This window comes from Arcicella aurantiaca (genome assembly GCF_003148625.1).
Taxonomy (GTDB): Bacteria; Bacteroidota; Bacteroidia; order Cytophagales; family Spirosomataceae; genus Arcicella; species Arcicella aurantiaca.
This window is the reverse complement of record NZ_QGGO01000009.1, coordinates 111,123-129,235: the sequence shown is the minus strand read 5'-3', so window position 1 is coordinate 129,235 and position 18,113 is coordinate 111,123. Positions and strand designations below refer to the sequence as shown.

6 protein-coding genes are annotated in these 18,113 nt (G+C 38.1%); all 6 read right to left on the bottom strand.

Annotation, left to right across the window (positions count from 1 at the left end; all coding sequences use genetic code 11):
- Positions 1-11 precede the first annotated feature (11 nt).
- A complete protein-coding gene (locus tag LV89_RS10490; protein ID WP_109742845.1) occupies positions 12-980 on the bottom strand; it encodes a PorP/SprF family type IX secretion system membrane protein in 969 nt (322 codons plus the stop codon).
- Between the two features lie 145 nt (positions 981-1,125).
- Positions 1,126-3,258, bottom strand: a complete 2,133-nt coding sequence (locus LV89_RS10485) for an Ig-like domain-containing protein (RefSeq protein ID WP_109742844.1) — start codon at positions 3,256-3,258, stop codon at positions 1,126-1,128.
- A gap of 154 nt (positions 3,259-3,412) precedes the next feature.
- Entirely contained in the window at positions 3,413-4,330 is a 918-nt protein-coding gene (locus tag LV89_RS10480) for a T9SS type B sorting domain-containing protein (RefSeq protein WP_158279562.1), read from the bottom strand.
- Between the two features lie 184 nt (positions 4,331-4,514).
- Positions 4,515-11,015, bottom strand: a complete 6,501-nt coding sequence (locus LV89_RS10475) for an Ig-like domain-containing protein (protein WP_109742842.1) — start codon at positions 11,013-11,015, stop codon at positions 4,515-4,517.
- A gap of 283 nt (positions 11,016-11,298) precedes the next feature.
- The gene (locus LV89_RS10470; protein ID WP_158279561.1) at positions 11,299-15,747 is read right to left on the bottom strand and encodes an Ig-like domain-containing protein; all 4,449 of its coding nucleotides are present in this window, start codon (positions 15,745-15,747) and stop codon (positions 11,299-11,301) included.
- A gap of 135 nt (positions 15,748-15,882) precedes the next feature.
- A complete protein-coding gene (locus LV89_RS10465; protein WP_146199136.1) occupies positions 15,883-18,078 on the bottom strand; it encodes a hypothetical protein in 2,196 nt (731 codons plus the stop codon).
- Positions 18,079-18,113 lie beyond the last annotated feature (35 nt).

Sequence of the window (18,113 nt, the reverse complement as noted above, 5' to 3'; positions counted from 1 at the left end):
CCGTTTGATTCTTACTTAAATCTTGGGTCAACAACCGTTTCTTCCTGGCTTTTTAAGAAACGAAACGAAAGCATAATTTCATGAGAGCCACTATCGTATTGCCCTTTTGTTGTTGAAATATTATACGCATATCCAAAACGGATTTTTGGTGTAATTTGTACTTCGGTAAAAGCTAAAAATGCGTCACCCAATCGGGTTTGTGTACTTACTTCATTAAATTTTGCATTGGCAGTTCTGAGCGAACCTCCCAAAGTAAATTTGTCATTAAAACTGGCTTTTAAATTATAGTCAAATGCCACAGGAGCGTTTTCAACTACTTTTGCCAAAATATTTGGAGAAATTTTTATTGACTTATTTATTCTAAAATCATACCCAAACATTGCAAATAAAAAACGAGAATTGGCAGTGCTATAATTGGCATTTGGATTTTCAACCAAACTTAAATTTGTTCTAATAATTTGTGGAACAGAAATAGCTAAAAACCATTTTTCATTACTTAAATTTATACCTGTACCAACGCTTGGCAATATTTTATTGATATTCTGCCCAAAATTTGGGTCTTTCGGGTCAATCAATTGAACACTTGTTAAGTTTGCACGATAATTGGTAATTCCTGCTTGAATCCCCATCGTCAAACTCAATTCATCATTAAATTGTGCTTTGTAGCTATAAATTCCGTATCCTCCCGTAGATTTTATAATTCCTGCAATATCATTATACAATTGAATACCTAAATTCATTTTTTCATTCGCCAAAGGCAAATCAACTACTACCGTTTGTGTTTGGGGGTCACCTTCAAAATCTCCACCCATAAACTTTTTACGATAAATGATTTTTGTAGTTGCTTCGTTAGTTTTAGACGACATGGCAGGATTAATTGCCAATGGATTGAATAAATACTGTGAATACATCGCTTCTTGTTGAGCTTGTACCGAATAAAAACTAATAAATGCGATAATTGATAAATATAACTTCTTCATGTTGGCGGCTTGAAAAGTATGTAAAATTGAAGAATCTGGAATAATTAGAAATTTTATTTCTAAATGAAAAGATTTGACAAATTATGGAATGTTATCACATAATTTGTCAAATCAATATCTTTGAATAAGCAATCAAGTTATAGGATTACTTTTTAGCACTTTTCGTTTTAATCACTGCATAAGGTACACATAATGTAGGTTTGCAACAGTCAATTGGTACAAATTCTGCTGGGCAACAACCACCCGCTGGACAAGTTCCTTCTAAAGTTGTAAATGTATAACTACCCACAGTTGATACCGTTAAAGTTGTGCCAGTTTCACCTGCAATTGGCGAACCGTTTTTATACCATTGAATACCTGTATAACCTGTCGGAACAGAAATTTCGTAAGCATCTCCGCTACCCGTACAAAGACCAATTGGCACATAGAAACAAGCAGAAGCGTTATCGTCTTCCAAAATAGGATTAGTTGGTTGTCCTGTCAATAATGTATTAGCAGGTTTCGAATCTGTATCTGATTCATTGCAAGTCCAAACTTCTGCACGATTAAAGAAAGTACCTTCGCCTTGAGCTTGAACCGTAATTACTAAGTTGATAGTTTGTTGACCAGAGATATTTCCAATCGTCCAAATACCCGTATTATTATTATATGTTCCCGTTGAGGTAGAATAGCTTTTGTATAAAACTCCCGCAGGCATATAATCTTTTACACTAACACCCGTAGCAGTATTTGTACTTTGGTTGGTTACAGAAACGGTAAAAGTAATTAAATCACCAACTGTTGCTTTTTTGATACTTACCGTTTTGATTAACGATAAGTCAACAGGATTGGTTGGTGGTGTTGCTCCATTTACTGTAAATACAACCCATGCTTTTCCGCAAACATTATTTCCGTTACAAGCTTCATATTGAATAGAGTCTTTTCCGACATATCCTGCTGTTGGGGTATAAGTAAAAGCTCCGTTTGTTGATAACTGTAAACTTCCGTGTAATGGTGTTGGGAATGGTGAAATTTTAACGGTTAATCCACCCGTTGGCGTATCATTTGTCAAAACATTTCCAGAAACTGGCGTACCTGCATTAGTCGAATATGTATCAGGATTTACTACTGGAGCTGCCCCTGTAATGGTAAATACTGCCCATGCTTTTGCACAATTATTGTTAGCGTCACAAGCTTCATATTGAATTGAATCTTTCCCTACATAACCTGTTGATGGAGTATAAGTAAATACGCCATTGGTAGATAATTGTAAACTTCCGTGTAATGGTGTTGGGAAAGGCGAAATCTTAACCGTCAAACCACCTGAAGGTGTATCATTCGTAAGGACATTACTTGAAATTGGCGTATTCATCGGTGTTGTATAAACATCTCTATTTACTGCCAAACTTGGTCCTGTTACAGTAATTACTAACCATGCTTTACCACAAACATTTGACGCATCACAAGCTTCATATTGAACAGAGTCTTTTCCTACATAGCCCGTTGTTGGTGTGTAAGTATATGCTCCGTTAGTAGATAACTGTAAACTTCCGTGTAATGGTGTTGGGAATGGTGAAATTTTAACCGTTAATCCACCTGTTGGCGTATCATTTGTCAAAACATTTCCAGAAACTGGGGTATTCATCGGCGTAGTTGCCAAATCTTTATTTATTACAGGTACACATAACGTATTTACACATACGTTATAGTTTTCAAAAACACCACCTGCTGGTACCGAAGGATTGGTATAATCATAAGGGTCAGCGGAAGTTTGGATAATTTCATTCATCCCTGTAATTGGGAAATCATTATCAGTGTGCCATTTAAAATTAACACATCCGTCAGTTTTAATAACATCAAATTCAATACAAGCAACAGTTATATAATCAACGCCAACTTGTTTTGCTCCAGCATTACTTCCAGAATAAAGTACATTCAACGACACAATACCTTGTGTGCCATCGGTGCTTACTTTTGACCCTGTAAGCGTTTGTGCAGAGTAATTAGCATCACTTGCAGGTGCGATATTAGAAAAGGTTTCTTGACTAATATTCTTTGGATTAATTACGACTGTTGGGTCATAATCAAATCTAAAGTTGGCATCGCCTAACTTAAAAGTAGAGTTGGCATCGTGAGCTTTTACTTGAACTTGTAAAACAACCTTTTTAGCAACACAATTATTGCTTTTCAGTTTAAGTCTTACATCAAATTTACCCACTGGTGTTGTTTGTGCAAAAGATGGTATTGCCCAAAGCAACACTATCAGACAAGTTAAAGTGGCGGCTAAAACTTTTCTCATGTTTGTATTTATTTAATTGTAATTAAGCTGTGTGCTTATCTAATTTTAGGCTATCAGCAATATGCTTGAGCTTCAATATTTTTTACAAAGGCAGATTTTCTACACTTTCCGAAAGGCTATTGACACTTTCGGAAAGTATAATAATATTCTTTTCTTAATAATTAACAGTCATAAATCGAGTAAATGTTGTACCATCGGCACGTTTTACTGCGTAATAATATGTTCCTCTTCCAATTGGGCGACTGTTGTCAAAACCTTCTTGGTTAGGTCTTCCATCCCAATCATTTTTATAGTCATCTGATTTATAAACCAATTTACCAAAACGGTCAAAAATCGAAACGCCCATATTTATTCCTTGTGGATTTTTGATTTCAAAAACATCATTCACACCATCTCCATCAGGTGAAAAACCTTCTGGAATAAAGAAACTTTCATTGGTAGGGTTTGACTTTAAATCTGCCGAACAGGTTTCTCCTAAATTAATTTTCAAGCCCTCAAAACTACCTGTTGCATTGGTGTTATATAATTGATAATCAATCTCACCACTTGCATTTTTAGAAAATTTCACTTCATTCATTCCTGTTGCAGGAAAACTCTTACCTACACCTTCATTCCATTTAATTTCGACCGAAGATTTCAAATCAACAAGGTCAAAGCCAATGGTTGATACAGTCAAATATTCCGTTCCAACTTCAGTAGCATTTTCGCCAGAACCACCATAAAAAGTGTTTAAAGAAACGATACCTTCTTTCATTCGAGCCACACTTCCATTCAAGTTATGCGTACCATAATTTGGGTCAGAAGATTCACCTCTTGACGAGAAAAAGCCCTGTTTTTCGAGGATTGGGTTATTAAGAATTGAAGGGTTGTAAGTGAAGCGATAATTGGCATCACCCATTTTGAATTTTGTTTTTTCATCATGAGCTTTTACCTGTACATCAACCAAAAGTTTTTTGGTGGCACAGTCCAATTTATTCGTGGTGATTTTTACATCAAACACACCACTTTGAGCTTTCAAGGTTTGAGAACCTATCAGGGAAAGCCCCAATATATAAAGAATTTTTTTGTTCATGTCCATTAATTTTTGTGCCTTCTGGCGGTTCGAGAACAAAGTTCATGGTCGGTATAGATTAAGCAAATACCAAGCCAGTTTTTTGATTGATGAATAGTTAATAGAGAATAGTTAATAGCTGTTGCAGTAAAATACTGACTTCTGCAACAAACTATTAATTATTCTCTTTCAACTATTCACTTTTTTAGTGTAATACACCAGAGAAACGTCCGCTATTAGCTTTCCACAAACTGTTATCCATAAAGTTTGAGTCGGCATCAAGGTTGAAGTCACTTAATAAATAGACATCAAAACTTCCTGATAAAGATTTCCACAATAAAGAATCTTTGAAGTTGACATCATAGTTATCATTGATAGTAGATTTCATACCTTCGCCCGCAAACATTACGAATTTGCTTCCAACTGCTTTTTGTCCGAACGATGGAGGGTTTGTCAATTGATAGCTTTGTGCTGCTGTAAAGTCATAAGTAATTTTTCCAGCAGTTACAGGAACTTTCGTTGCTGACATTACCCCCATGTGGTTACGATGTTCTACCACTACATAATATGAACCATTTGGTATCACAAAACATGGATTTGTGAATGAAATGTGTCCATCGTTATGTAATAAACCTGCTGCTCTAAATACCTGACCCAATAAAGTTGAGTCTGAACGAAGAGACACCAATACCCAGTCCACAACTGTACTTGCATAAGCTGTCATTACTTCTGTACCAGCATAGCTAAATGGTGCTAAATTGAACGGTTGTCCGCCAAGAGTTGGCACAGCAAAGCTTCCGACAGGCGTTTGTCCCGGTAATAAACCACGTTGATTTAAAGTAGTATTCATCAATCCCGTAGAAGAATTGTATGGTCCTTCAAGTAACACTTTAAAGTCAAACGTAATACATGGTTGGTCAAGCACTGTAATATAAGCCGTTGCATTAGTACATAAACTTGGGCTTCCGTTGTCACAAACTTTATACGTAAACATATCCGTACCAATAAATGTAGCATTTGGGGTATAAGTAAATGTTCCGTTTGGAAGGAAAGTTACTGCACCATTTGTCGGATTAGTCAATTTAGTAAACGTCAATACTTGTCCAGCATCAGGGTCACTATCATTAGCAGCCACTGTTGAAGAAACAGGAGTATTTTTAGTTGTTAATTTATAATCGTCAATCGCTACTGGAGGATTATTTACCACTACTGGTACAGACGAATTAGGGTCTTTCACAGTGATTGTTACCACAGCCGTATCACATTTTGCCGTATTGGTAGCATCACAAACTTTATATTTGTATGAATCAACACCTACAAAAGTTGAATTTGGTGTATAAGTCATTGTACCATTGGCATTTGTAATCACAGTACCATTGGTTGGATTGGTAACCGCTGTTGGATTACCCAATAAACCAGCCAAATAAGTATCATTTACTTTTACAGGAATGCTTACTGCAACACCTATTAAAGTAGCAGAATTATCATCTAACGCAATTGGTAAAGTATTAAGCGGTAATGGCAAAAGAGGGTCAACTACCGTAAAATATACTGTTGCATTAGTACACAAACTTGGCGTACCTGAGTCACAAACTTGATAGGTAAATGAGTCATTACCCACAAATCCAGCGTTTGGAATATAAGTATAAGTTCCGTTTGGAAGGAAAGTTACTGTACCATTTGTTGGATTTGATGTATTGCTAAAAGTTAATATCTGACCTGGGTCAACATCATTAGCTGAAACCGAAGAAGTTACTGTTGAATTTTTATTCAACGTTTTAGCATCATCAGTAGCAACTGGTGGTTCATTTTTAACAATATTATTTGGTTCTGTCACCGATATAACTACACTTGCAATACTACAAGCTGATGGAGAGCCAGAATCACACACTTCATATTCAAGAATATCATCACCTGTTGAACCCGGATTTGGCGTATAAGTAACTGAACCATCAGGATTTACAACTGCTGTACCATGTGTAGGAGGTGTTGCAATTGTTGGTTTTTTCAATGGCGTACCTTCAGGGTCACCGTCGTTTGGCAATACATTTACCGTAACTGGCTTATCCTTAGGCGTTGACGTTGCATCAGGGTTTACCACAGGAGGTAAATTACTACCCGGAGCCAACTGCTGAGTAATGGTAATTGTTACCGTAGCAGTATCGCACAACGAAGGCGTTCCATTATCACACACTTGGTATTTAAACTTATCCGTACCTGTTGCTCCTGCATTAGGCGTATAAGTGTACGTTCCATTTGGATTAACAACTACTGTTCCTTTTGTTGGAGCTGTACCTGCCAATGGACCCGTTACTGTTAATGGATTTCCATCAGGGTCAGTATCATTTGTCAATACATTTCCAGAAACAGGAACTCCTACTGTTGTTGAGTTCAAGTCGTTTTTAGCAATTGGAGCATCATTAACAGGTGTTACCACAAATGGCACATTTACTGTTGTACAATTTCCAGCGGCATCACAAATTTTCACACAAACAGTATCTTGTCCGTTGTAATTTGGAAGTGGTGTATAAGTCACACATACTTTATGCGGTATTGTGCTGTTATTTACCGTTACACTGCTTGAACCATGTTTAGGAGCTGCACATAAAGATACAGTATGAGTATCGTTAGCGTCAGGGTCAGTGATAGGTAAACATACCGTTACTGTTCCATCTTCAGGTAATGAAGTTGGAGCTGGAGGAGTTACCACTGGAGGGTCTGGTACTGGTGTTACAATTACAGGAACTTTGATTGTAGTACAATTTCCATAATTATCACAAACTTTTACACAGATAGAATCTGTACCTGCAAAATTTGGATTTGGCGTATAAGTAGCACAAACTTGGTGTGGCGTTACTGCATTATTGATTGTATAAGTAACATTTCCATTTAAAGCACCACATGGCGTAACAGCGTGAGTATCACCTGCATCTGGGTCAACAATATTCATACAAACAGTCAATGGTGTTCCATCTTCAGGCAATGTTGGCGTCGTTGTTGGCGGAACAATCACTGGAGCTGTCGAATTAGTATTAGTTACCGTCAAATAAACAGTTGCATTACTACATAAACTTGGCGTTCCATTATCACATACTTTGTAGGTAAATTGGTCAGTTCCAACAAAATTGGTATTTGGTGTATAAGTATAAGCACCAGTTGTTGGATTAAAACCTGTAATAGTCCCATTAGTAGTTGTTGTTAATTGCGTAAACGTCAATGTTTGTCCAGCATTAGGGTCAGTATCATTAGTAGCTACTGTACCTGAAACTGGTACATTTTTAGATGTTTGCTTGCTATCATCAACTGCAATTGGAGCTTCATTTACAATACCTGTTCCTGTATTTTTAGGCGTAAGCTCAACAGTTACAGTGGCAGAATCACATTTTGAAGGCGTACCATTATCACAAACAACATATTTGAATGTATCAGTACCTGTTGCCGTTGGGTTCGGTGTATAAGTTACCGTTCCGTCTGGATTAACAACGGCTGTACCTTTTGAAGGTCCAGAAGTTGGTACAAGCGTAGGCAATCCTAATGGATTTCCGTCTGGGTCTGTATCATTTGCTTTTACTGCAATTACAATTGGCGTACCAGTTGGCGTAGTAACGTTATCATTCAACGCAACTGGATTTCTGTTTACACCTGGAATAACCGTTGGGTCTGTCACTTCAACAACAACCGTTGCGGTATCACAAAGAGAAGGAGTTCCATTATCACAAACTTTGTACTTAAATGAATCAGTACCAACAAACAATGGATTTGGCGTATAAGTATATGCCCCATTCACTCCTAAAGCTACTGTACCATTTGCAGGTGCTGTTACTGGAATGGTTGAAACCGTCAAAGTTTGTCCTACATCAGGGTCTTTGTCGTTTGTCAACACATTACCAGATATTGGCGTTGCTTTCTTGGTTAAATTAACATCATTGATTGCCAAAGGTTTATCATTTACAGATGTTACCGTAATTGGTATTTTTACGTCTGTACATAATCCTGAAGCATCACACACTTTTACGCATACAGTATCCTGACCAAAGAAATTGGTAAATGGAGTATAAGTAACACAAAGTGTATGTGTTGTATTATTAACCGTAGTCGTTACAGTTCCATTTTTAGGAGTTGCACACGGAGTAATTGTATGTGTATCTCCTGCGTCAGGGTCTGTAATTGGCATACAAACTGTTTTAGAAGCAGAATCTTCAGGCATTGTGAATGGAGGTACAATAACCGTTGGAGCATCAGGTACAGGTGAAACTGTAATTGGCACCATCACATTTGTACATTTTCCGTAAGAATCACAAACCGTTAAACAAACTGAATCTTTACCTGCATAATTAGCATTTGGCTTATAATTCAAGCATACTTGATGTGTTGTATTGTTTACGGTTGGTGTTGCAGTTCCATTTTTCGGAGCTCCACAAACGGTTACTGTATGTGTATCATTTTTATCAGGGTCTGAAATTGGTAAACATAAAGCAGTTATTGGTGAATCCTCTGCAACAGTTTGCGGGATTGGCGTAATAACAGGGCTATCAGCTACTTCAGTTACCACCACAGGAATCAATACGTTAGTACATAAACCTGCTGCATCACAAACTTTTACACAAATAGTATCTTGCCCTACATAATTAAGTGCTGGCGAATAGGTTACACAAATTTCGTGCGTAACATTATTAACTAACACCGTTGCCGTTGAGCCAGATTTTGGCGTAGCACATAAACCTGCAATATGTGTATCAGAAGGGAAATCTGGGTCTGTTATTGGTAAACAAATCGTTTTCGCTGCTGAATCTTCTGGCATTGTTATTTGCTTCGGAAGTAATACTGGAGGGTCATTTACAGGAGTTACCGTAACTGGAATTTTCAAAGTAGTACATCCACCATTATTATCACAAACTTTCACGCAAATAGAGTCTGTTCCACTAAAGTTTGCATTTGGCTTATAGCTCAAACAAACTTGTTTTGTAACAGGATTGGTACTTGCAATCGTTGTTGTTCCATTATTTGTACCACAAACTGTTGGTGTGTGAGTATCTGTTGCATCAGCATCTGAATACGTTACACAAACCGTGATTGGAGTAGTTGCATCTTCTGGCGTTGTTGGTGTAACGGCAGGAGGTGTAATTACGGGCAAGTTGTTCGGAGCTGCTGATACTGTTAAATATACAGTTGCCGTATCACACAATGAAGGTGTACCATTATCACAAACTTTATATGTAAACTTATCAGGACCTGCATAGCCTGTGGTTGGCACATAAGTATAACCACCCGTAGGAGTAATTGTTACTGTTCCGTGAGTTGGTGCTACAATTGGCGTAGTTGTATAAGTTAAAGTTTGTCCAGCATTTGGGTCTGAATCATTACCTGCCAATACACTTGTCAAAGTAGTATTTTTAGGAGTCACACCTATATCATCACCAGCAATTGGCTTATCATTTGCCGTAGTTGGATTATTATCTACTGTTACATCAATCGTAACCGTAGCATTACTACAAGCCTGAGGAGTAGCATTATCACATACTTTATACGTGAAAGTATCTTGCCCACTAAAACCAGCGTTTGGTGTATAAGTGTAACTTCCATTAGGCAAAATAGTTACTGTACCATTTGTTGGGCTACTTACAGGCGTTGTACTTGCCGTAAGTGTTTGTCCTGCATTTGGGTCAACATCATTTGCTAAAAGATTTCCAGTTACGGGTACACCAACAGTAGTCTGATTAACATCAGGCATTGCCACTGGCGGAGCATTCACCCCACCAGTCGGAGGGTTTGGCAATACAGTAATTGAAACTAAAGCTGTGTCACATTTCTGGGGAGTAATATTATCGCATACTTTATATTTAAAGGTATCAGTACCTGTAAAACTTGTATTTGGAGTATAAGTATAAGTTCCGTTGGTATTCAAAACAACTGTACCGTTGGCTGGGCTACTTATAGGAGTGGTATTCACAACTAATCCCGAACCAATATCATTTGTCAAAACCTGACCACTAACTGCTGTATTAATCTGCGTAATATTGATGTCATTTACTGCCAAAATGGGCGAACAATACGTAGTCATACACGAACTAACATTTCCAAAATATCCACCTGCTGCTACATTGGCTTGTTTAAAGTCAAAGGCAGGGTTAGTTGAAATGTCATAAACCTCATTCATACCTGTTACTGGGAATGTCTTGTCGTCATCCCAGACCAAATCAAAGCAATTATTACCTGCCACCACATTAAATTTGATGCAGGCAACCGTCATCCACGATGTTCCCACTAATTTTGCTCCCTGATTTGAACCAGAGTAAAATGTGTTTAAAGAAACAATCCCTTCTGTAGGACCTTCTCCAGAACCGTTTAGGTTCTGAAAACCATAGTTAAAATCGCTCGACGGTGCTTTTGCCGAAAAATTTTCTTGACTTACCAAACTGGTGGCAAAAGTGGGCGAAGTACCCAAAAGCCTTAGCTGAGTAGTCTTAAATCTAAAACGGTAATTGGCATCTCCCATTAGGAAGGTGTCTGCGATTGATGTAGCCCGAACTTGTACTGCAATGGTGAGCACTTGGGGTGAGACAGAACAATCAACATTTTTGACTGTAAATCTCACATCGAATTTCCCCGCTGCTACGGGATGCACACCACTCTGAGCCCGGGCGGAACTAATGACTCCCCAAAAGAGAAGCATAGCTGGGAACAGCATTGATAGCAGTTTTTTCATGTGACTGAATTGTTTAGGTTGTTACTAATTTGTATAAAAATATCCACTTTCATCTGGCAGGAAAAAGTGTCGGATATACGTTTTTAGATGTGAATTATGATTTATGACTAAGTGATTTCACACAAATTCATATAAAAGCATTTACTAAAACGCTTGCATAAATCCACAAAAAAGAAAAAGATTATAAGTTTTTAATGAATACTTAGAGAGGAAAAAATTGATTTATGAATTAGTGATTTGATATAAACTTCAATCACTAATTCATAAATCGTTACTAATTAAATTAATGTACTACACCCGAGAATCGTCCATTATTGACTTTCCATAAGGTATTATCAGCATTATTTACATCTGCATCAAAATTGTAGTCGCCATACATATATCGGTCAAAAATACCTGACTGCCCTTTCCATAGGTTTGAGTCAGCGGCATTTATATCAAAATTGTCATTTGTAAGAGCCTTTTTAGGGTCACCTGCATAAAGAACATATTTTGTACCAACCAATTTCTGACCATACGATGGAGGGTTTGTATGAGCATAAGAATCCCTAACGGTAAAGTCATACGTCAATGTTCCAGAAGTTACAGTAACTTTCTTATCGCTCATAACTCCCATGTGGTTACGATGTTCTACCAAGATATAGTATGAACCATTTGGAATACTAAAACATGGACTTACGAAAGTAATAGTACCATCTTCACGCAGTAAACCTGCTGCTCTGAACACTGGCGTACTTGTCAAAGAATCTGTTCTCAATGAAACTAACACCCAGTCAACTACATTGCTCGGATACCCACCAATTGGCATTGCCTCTGTACCCGAATAATTCCAAGGTGCAGTTGAATATGGTTGTCCATTTGGCGTTGCCACTCCATTGATACCCACAGGCGTTTGTCCCGGTAATAAACCTCTTGTATTAAGGAATGTACTCATCAATCCAGAAACTGAATTTAAAGGTCCTTCCAAAATTGCTTTTAGACTAAACGTTACACAAACCGTATTTAAAGGGTCTGTAATGTTGATATAAACCGTTGCAGTATCACACATGGCAGGTGAGCCATTATCACAAACTTTATACAAGAATACATCTGTACCAACAAAAGTTGCATTTGGTGCATAACTAAATGTACCATCAGAATTTACAGAAACGATACCATTAGATGGTAAAGAAACCGTAGTATAACTTAATGTTTGTCCAGTATTTGCATCATGGTCATTTAATGAAATATTACCGTTTACCCCTACCCCTTTACCTGTTGTATAAACATCATCATTAGCAACAGGTTTAATGTTTCCACCTGCACTATTATCAGGCGTAACTTTAATTGTCACATTGGTAGATGCACATTGTACTGGCGAACCATTATCACAAGCTTTATAAGTGAAAATATCAGTTCCTACAAAACCATTATTTGGTGTGTACGTATAAGCACCTGTGGTAGCATTAAATGTTACTGTACCATTGCTCGGATTAGTAAGTTTTGTAAAACTCAATATTTGTCCAGCGTCTGGGTCACTATCATTATTAGCTACTGTACCACTTACAGGGGTATTTACCAACGTCTGATTTACATCTGCCATCGCAATCGGAGGATTGGTAGGCGTTGCACTTGGGGCATCCGTTACGGTAATATAAACCCAAGCTTGGTCACAAACGGCAGGAGTTTGGTTATTACAGATTTGGTAACGTACTGAATCTTTACCTACAAAATTGCTATTTGGCGTATAAGTGTAAGCTCCAGCAGTTCCTAAAGTAAATGTTCCATTTGCCGCAGGTGTCAATACTGTAATTGTTAATGGCAAACTACCTTTATTGTCGTTCGTTAAGATATTTCCAGTAGTAGCTGTATTTTTGGGCGTAATGTTTATGTCATTAATAGCCAATGGATTATCAACATTTAAACACGTTGCTGCACCACGTAATACATTACTACAATATCTATCAACACCGTCAAAACTAATGGCTTGACCTGGGTTATAACTCAAATCTGTACCCGTCCAAGTATCAGGTGTTGCTGACCCTTGATTTTCGTATAGCTTCAAGTCTCCTGTACAAGTGTTCGGGCAACCAGTCATTTCAAACAAAACATATTCTGTATTCGGAGTAATATTTTGCAACACAGGAGCAGACGATTTACCAATCACGAAATAATCGTCAGGTAAAGCCGTTGCACTTGCCGTAGCAGTACGAATACTTGTAAATAAAGCAGTAGAGGCAGTATTTGGGTTTGTGTTATTTGCCACAGAAGTAGCTCCACCCCAATCTCCAATTTTTGTATTGATATTACAAATACTGAATTGTTTTCCACCAACGCCTTTAGGAGCTTTGATAGTTACTTGCCCAGTATTGAAATACACATTATTATATGTATTTGGAGAAATCATACCTACTTCAAAGGTATTTGTTGTTCCTACTTTTGTTCTCACAAACAAACTAATCTCACAAGTTGGAGCTGGACCAACTTGAATACTTACCGTAGCCGAAGCACAAACTTGTGGTAAAGGAGTATTCTTACAAACTTGATAAACCACAGTTACGGTTGAACCCGCTTCTGCCGCTGTTGGTGTGTAAGTCATCATTCCTGTAAGAGGATTAAATGCCACTGTACCCGCCGCCGTACCACCTGTTTGGGTAATACTTAGGTTTGCACCAGCCAAGAAATCATCATTGGCTAAAACATTTACTACTGAAGGAATTCCCAATGGAGCATTCAACGCATCGTTGGTTGCCGTAGCTGTTCCTTTGTTAGGGTCAGAAATATTTGGATTACCATCGCTATCACAGTCTGCACTATTCCAAGCAACCGAAGGCGTTAAAGTTTGACTTGATTGAATGAAACTACACATATTTAATGGGTCTGTTCCATCAATTTTTTCTTTACCATTGGTTACACCGTCACCGTCACAGTCAGCGATATTCCAAGCCGTAGTTGGGGCAGTATTCTGATGAGCCAATACAAAACTACATGAGTTTGTAATACTTGTTCCATCTATTAATTCTTGAGAATCAGGTACACCGTCACCATCAGTATCTGTTAATAAAACAGGGTCAGTACAAGTGGCTGCACCTCTTTGAACATTGCCACAATATCTATCGACACCGTCAAAACTAACTTCTTCTCCCGGATTATAGTTTAAATCTGTTCCTGTCCAAGCGTCTGCATTAACTTTACCTTGATTTTCATATAATTGCAAATCACCAGTACAGCTATTAGGACAGCCCGTCATTTCAAATAAAATATATTCCGTATTAGGCGTAACGTTTTGTAATACAGGGGTTGCGGTTTTACCAACGATAAAATAATCGTCTGGCAAAGCACCAGAAATACCTGTTGCATTTCTTACAGTAGTGAAATATGCTGTTGATGTTACACTCGGATTTGTATTATTGGCAGTAGTTGTAGCACCACCCCAATCTCCAATTTTTGTATCAACATTACAAATACTTAACTGTTTTCCTGCTGTTCCTTTCGGAGCTTTGAAGGTTACTTGTCCAGTATTGAAATATACATTACTATACGTATTTGGAGAAATCATACCAACTTCAAAGACATTGGTAGAACCCGTTTTTGTTCTAATAAAATAGCTTACTTCACAAGTTGGAGAAACAGCATCAAATACTCGTGGGTCAGTTTCTCCTGAATCAACAATACCATTATGGTTGGCATCTTCTGCTCCATCCAACAATCCGTCGCCATCTGTGTCAATAACTAAAGGATTGGTATCACCAGCATCAATTCTACCATTTTTGTTGGTATCTTCTATTCCGTCAGACAAACCATCACCATCAGTATCAGCTTTGGTTGGGTCTGTTTTGGTTGTTGGGTCGGCATCTACAATAAAATTGCCTGCCCCTACATTTGTACCTAATAAAGGCCCAGCACCGTCAGGGTCAGCAATAGGAGTTACTACGCCTACTTCTGTACCATCTTTGATGCCATCACCGTCGGTATCAGCTAATAAAGGATTGGTTTTGATACTTGCCGTTAATGGCCCTGTGCCGTTAACTTCATCTCCATCGCTGATTCCGTCATCGTCAGAATCTAAGTCATTTGGATTTGTACCCAAAGCTAATTCTTGGGTATCAGTTAAACCATCTCCATCAGTATCTGCTAATAAAACAGAACAATTGGCTGTGCCTCTTGTATTGTCGTTGGCTTGATATTGGTCAATACCGTCAAGGCTAATAGATTGCCCAACGTTATAGCTCAAATCGCTACCATTCCAAGTATCTACACCATTTTCGTATAAACTTAGTGTACCCGAGCAAGTGCCTGGGCAAACCGACAATTCAAATAAAATATACTCAGTATTAGCACTGATATTGACAGCTAATGGGGAACTGGTTTTGCCAATGATAAAATAATCATCGGGCAAAGCAACACTACTGGCAGTGGCATTTCTAACTGTGGTGAAATACGGTGTTGCAGTAGTATTAGGATTGGTATTATTTATAACAGAGGTAGCCCCGCCCCAATCTCCTATTTTGGTATTGACACTACAAAATGCCATACCAGATTTGGGAGCTTTAAGCGTAACTTGTCCTGTATTAAAATATACATTTGAATATGAACCAGAGGCAATCATACCCACTTCATAGACGTTTGGGCTTGCAGCTTTACTTCTGACAAACAGTTTTACATTTTGGGCAAAACCTGCTTGTGCTAATGCCAGAAAGCTCAGCAAAAGTGCAAGACACCAAGACTTGATTATGTAAAAAGGACTTTTCATATCTTGGAACATTTTAGATAAAACCAAAGGTTCATGGTATTTTAGGCGTTGTTTAGGGAAATTGTAAAAGCATTTTTTTGAACTTCCCGAAAGTTTAAATCCTTCGGGAAGTTGCTATACAAACTCCCCTAATTTCTAAGGAATTTGTTCTAAGATTATGAAAGATGGACTTTTACTAACCAAGTTGGCTGGGTGAGTAAGAATATTTACCATAATCATATCTACTTCGTTTGAAGGTCCTTGATACACAACTGTTCCAGTTAAGTTTACATCATTGCGAGTATATGCCGTTTTTACAAAAGTGGTTGTTTTGGCAGTATTGCTCAGGTCGTTATAGATATAGTTATAAATTGGCGAAACATCACTTGATGTTCCTGAATAAATAACTTGGTTATCTCCTGTTGTATTTCCAGCCCAAAGTGCTAATCTACCATCACTCAATACTTTTTGAGGATTTGTACCATTCGTTAAAGTTGATGGTAATGAAAAGTCAATCAAACCAACTGCTGTGGCAAAGTTCAATGCCGTTTTAGTCATTACTCCCAAGTGATTACGATGTTTTACCGATACGTAATAATTGTTTACTGAAATTCCTGTGAATGTTACCGCCGAAACGCCATCTGTGGCACTTACAACGTCTCCATCTTTCTGAATTAAAGCTGATTTACTCGCAATGACTGTGCTTGGTGTTGTTGCATCTCTTAATTCAACCACAACCCAGTCAACAATAGCATTGTTTGGGTCTGAAACTGCTAAAACTGAACTTGATACGGTTTCGCTACCGCCTCCGCCTTTGTGGATATAACCTAAAGCAGTATATGGTTCAGTGGCTGGAATCAAACTTTTTGTACGTAATTGGTCTCTCATTAAACCTGCACTTTGATAACCTCCTTGTAATAAAGCTTTTACACTTACGACTGTATTGCCTGCTACAACCGCTGCAATTGGAGTCATTGGTGTTGCAGGATTGTTTGTTGCATTGTTAGAAGGTTCATTTGGAGCACTCGTTGTGGCATTAAATTGAGGGTTTGTTCCAACTGTACTTGCCAAAGGAGTTACAGGAATGTTAATCAAAGCTGTATTATTTGGCGAAACATTACTAATTGGTCCCGGTGTCGAACAAGTTACTGTTTGTCCAGAAGTTGTACATGAACTACCATTACTCAAAAAGCTTGCTGGAGCTGTTGTTCCTGTTGGCAAGGTAAAAGTTGTTGTGATAGGCCCTGTTGCTGGAGCCGAACCAATGTTGGTTACTGTTACAGGAATATTACTTGGCATACCCACTGTTAAAGGTGTTGATGGCTGACCAATCGTTGTTGTTAAGTCTGGTACACCTGCAATTGGTGTTGAAGGTGTCATTGGCGTTGCAGGATTATTTCCAACATTTGCAACAGGTTCATTAGGTCCAGTTGTTGTAGCCGTAAATTGAGGACTTGTACCTGCCGAAGCTGGCAAAGGTGTTACGGGAACATTAATTAGAGCAGTATTCGTTGGTGAAACATTACTAATTGGTCCTGGCGTTGAACAAGTTACAGTTTGCCCAGAAGTTGTACAAGAACTACCATTACTCAAAAAACTTGCTGGAGCAGTTGTTCCAGTAGGAATAGTAATGGTTGTAAGAATTGGTCCAGTTGCAGGAGCAGTTCCAACGTTTGTAATCGTTACAGGTACATTACTTGCTTGTCCAACTGTTAATGGTGTAGCAGGTTGCCCAATAGATGTTACTAAATCTGGCGAAGTAGTGACAGCCACAGGACAAGCAGCACTCATACTATATGTACTTGCAAAATGGTTTGTACCAATTCCGCCTGTATAACCTTTTACACTAAAATACGAACCAATGTTAAGCGTACCTCCACCTGCGGTTTGGCTTCCTGCTGGAAGAATATCCAAACTTCCAGTACAAGTACCAGTAACATCAAAATTAAATAATTCGACCTCCGTACCAGAGGTATAGTTAATAGCGGTAAAGTCACCTGCTGGCGTAATGACAAAAAAGTCTTTTCCAAGCGGAGCTCCACTCACAACATCCCCATTGTTTCGGGTAGTTGTTGATAAATCCCAACTTCCTGATGGGCTAACAGAAGTAACTGTACCAATGGTCAAGTTTCCTGTGGAAGCCATCAAGGTAATTTGAGAACTACCATCTGTTAATTTAGGATTGGCAACCGCAGCCAAAGCTGTAGTGGGTGTCAAATACACGTGGTATTTATTATCAACAGAAAGATACCTGAGCGATAAAGTAACTTGACCAAATGTTTTTCCTCCTAAAAACATAAAGAACAAAATCAATAACTTATTGAAATTGAGTATGTATCTTAATTTTTCCATTTGAATATCAATTTTAATATGATTTTAATTATTGA